Consider the following 3508-nt stretch of genomic DNA (forward strand, 5'->3'; position numbering starts at 1 on the left):
CATTAATGCATCCCAGGCAATTCCTTTTTTATCCTGTATCAATTGATATCGTTCTGATTTTGCCATGTATACTACCTGTACTAACTAAACTGCTAAAAATCAAATTAACCTGCTGTATTCGCGGAATTTTTTTCTTCTGCATTCTTTGCCGATTCCAGACCAGACTCGCTGCGCAACAAACCCGCAATAATCATATCCAGCTCGTTATATAACATGCGCCCTGGCTGCTTAAATCGCACAATATTTGATCCATCGATAACGTAAGTCCACGGATCCCCAATTACGCCAAATGCCTTAAATGCTTCAGGATTTTGATATTGATCCATATGCAGAAAAATGACGTCTTTTTCGTACTTGGCGAGTAAGGCCTTAAGCATCTGCAACTGCTTATCACACACAGTGCAATGCCCCGGTGTCGCGAATTCCAGAATAATAGGTTTTTCTGAATTCAGCGCCTGGTCAAGGGACACCTGGTACATGCGCTCATCGGGATAGCGATATGTCGTGATGCGGCTAAAATCACCGTTGACATCCTGAAGCGTTTTTGTGCGCAAACTAGGCGCGCTCATGCCGACTTTTAAACTACTGTCATCTATTGAACATCCAATAAGCACAATGCCCAAAAATAAGTTGATTGAAATAAGAAACCAGCGACTACTAACCATGAATGTTTCTCCAGCCAAGACAAGTCCGAAACAAATTATACGCCCAAACAAAATTTGCCAGAAGCACCATCGTTCCAAACATTCCCATAGTTGCTAATAAGGGTTTGACGGTACTTTCAATTTGATCCGGTGTTGAATTCACACTGGCTAGACCACCTAACACACCAGCGACAGTAAAAAACACCACCATTCCTATCAGGCCAAAATTATGAATCCAAAAATGTACTTTTACTAACTTAATACTATATATGGGGCGCTTAACTAATCGTGGCACAATATAATAAACCGCTGCGAATATGGCCATCTCCACCCAACCCAGCAAATTAATATGGGTATGTGCCCTGACTATTAAGTTTCCGTGCATACGATGATCGACGAAATATCGAAAATCGGCGATTCCTCCCATTAATGCACCCCATGAAAATCCGATAATACTGTAAATGATACATGCGTAAATAAACCACAGGGTGTATTTAGTGTATTCAGTATCCTGCGCCCAAGGCTCTGTAACTGCATTTGACACGTTTTTTATCCCTCACTCACTAATATCTTTATTTTTTTCACGAACATCGCTGTATTTTTCTTCCCATTCCTTAGGCGCCCAGGTTTTCACCATATTATCTATAAATTCAGAACGGCCATCTGGAGGCACTGGTGCGGACGCTGACCCCTGCTCCGCCTTTAACTCCGAAATAAACCTGGCCATGGCTTGTAGTTGATCATCTGGTAAACGTGCAACATAGGCCGCTTCCTTAGGCGATGGACCATGATCAAGCGTAGCGGATCCATAAGTTTGTTCCGGATTTTTCAGAAAATCGTACAGCCATTCATAAGTTCGTAGCGATCCAACGCCATCAAGCGACAAGCCCATATTGGTACCATTACGTAAGGCGCGATGGCAGGAGGTGCAACGCGACTCACGAAACAGGGCGGAGCCAATAGAACCCTGCTCACTGAAATCATAACTGGTTTTAGTTTCAAACATTGGCGTATCGGAGGACAGCCGAACAGACTCCAAAATGATGTACGCAATTATTGCCAACACCACAAACACGCCGACTATGCCAAACAGAACCTTCTCGCCTGTCTTAAATACTTGTTTTTTACCACTCATTAATACAATCCACTCGCTACGTAACAGATACTTTCACAACCATAAACCGTAGGTGTGAAAAAAAAATTGTGAATAACACTTGTTAGACTGACAAATGACGAAAAATTCTCAGGGGAATAGAGCTGTTGTTGTTCTAATTATTAACCCGGTTTAATTCACCAACAATTTACTACGCAATTTTTACAATCCTGCAAATAGCCATCCTCACAACTATAATACTAGATTTAAAAGACAAAAAAGGGCGGATCGATCCGCCCTTTTTATTTTTTTCCCTTAGGCAATTTGCGGCCTTTCTAGGATTAACTCTATGAAAACAGTAACACAGCTACTGCACATCTCACAGAAAACATCCTTATTTTTGTTCTGGAACCCGGAAATTACCAATCGTGGTTTGTTCCGCAGATGTCAAAAATGTCGCTACGTTGTAAATATCTTCATCTGACATGGCCCTGGCCACCTTACGCATTTGAGCCATCGGATCATTAGCGCGAGATCCATCACGCCATTTTTTCAGCTGAGATACAAGGTACACATATTTTTGATTAGATAAGCGAGGATATACTGGAAACGCGCCTCGCCCGTTAAACCCATGGCATGAGTGACATGCAGGTATACCGCGCTCTGGAGCTCCATATTGCGCAAGCGATTTACCCAGGTAACGAACCCCAACAGGCGTTGTACCTAGTTCCTGAACTGCCTTCATATCTGATCCTTCCAGAGGACCACCCAAACTGGCTGCATATGCAGCAACATCTTTACGATCTTGTGCAGTTAAGCCTTTTGCGTTGTTATTCATGATAAACATGGTGGTATCCATGCGTTTATCATTTGCGAAATCTTCCAACTGCTTGATCAGGAATGCTACACCCTGGCCAGCCAGGCGAGGAGTACCCATAGCGTCATCCCCCAAACCTTCGTTGCCGTGGCAACTGGTGCACGCTGGTACATCACCCTTACCGGCGGTAAAAATAGTCTTACCGTTTTCTAAATTTCCAAAATCACTAAATGAAACGCTCTCACTTGCAAAGCTGCCAGACACTGACACCGTCGCTGCTACTGCGAGAATCGCTGTTATTTTTGTTGAACGTCGCATAGGAAACACCCTCCCAATTAAAAATTCTGCAAGCTTTGGTGCTAATCGTTGTTAATGTTTACAACCACAGCTCCACTTTTATTTATTACGCCTACCGTCTTTATTAACAATTAGCATTCGAGCAATACTCAACCCTAACTCTGCTCTTGACTGGTTTTAAGTAACGAAAGGCTTAGGAAAATTAATTTATCTATACTTAAAACTGTATATAGTTTATTGCTTTATTATTAAGATAAATCAGTATTTATGAATTTTTCTTTAACATATAAGCAGCAACACCAAATGCCACGATGGTTACAACTGCGTAGGTAATAAATATTTCTGCGGTAGATAACATGGAAACCCCTCCTCATCCTAACCCGTTTTTAATTATAAATTGGGCGTTTTTATAACATGACCTTAGACATGTGACAACTGCGGATGCCACTATATCATTCATGTTATTGAACGCCAAGAAGTTGCTTATTGAGTTTTTCCAACCTGCAAAGCCGCTATTATCGAAATTTTATTTGCACTGGCACCCAGAGTCGTTGGCATTCAATAAGTTAATCACGTCCCTATAAATTCTCGGCGTATGGTTACACATCTTTTTATCCATGTAAACCCGCGGGATAATTTGACCTGACACAGCACTAC

Annotated in this window: 4 protein-coding genes; all 4 read right to left on the reverse strand. The window is 42.0% G+C overall.

Annotated features, from left to right (window positions below; translation table 11 throughout):
* Positions 1–104: 104 nt before the first annotated feature.
* Positions 105–665 carry a peroxiredoxin family protein gene (locus ACWVCM_RS00080; RefSeq protein WP_455199650.1) on the reverse strand — a complete coding sequence of 187 codons (561 nt, stop codon included), beginning with the start codon at positions 663–665 and terminating at the stop codon, positions 105–107.
* Positions 658–1188 carry a cbb3-type cytochrome c oxidase subunit I gene (locus ACWVCM_RS00085; RefSeq protein ID WP_455199651.1) on the reverse strand — a complete coding sequence of 177 codons (531 nt, stop codon included), beginning with the start codon at positions 1186–1188 and terminating at the stop codon, positions 658–660. Before ACWVCM_RS00085 ends, ACWVCM_RS00080 begins: the two co-directional genes overlap by 8 nt.
* A gap of 12 nt (positions 1189–1200) precedes the next feature.
* A complete protein-coding gene (locus ACWVCM_RS00090) occupies positions 1201–1779 on the reverse strand; it encodes a c-type cytochrome (protein WP_455199652.1) in 579 nt (192 codons plus the stop codon).
* Between the two features lie 352 nt (positions 1780–2131).
* Positions 2132–2872, reverse strand: a complete 741-nt coding sequence (locus ACWVCM_RS00095; protein ID WP_455199653.1) for a c-type cytochrome — start codon at positions 2870–2872, stop codon at positions 2132–2134.
* Positions 2873–3508: the final 636 nt, after the last annotated feature.

It is taken from the genome of Kaarinaea lacus (genome assembly GCF_975902315.1).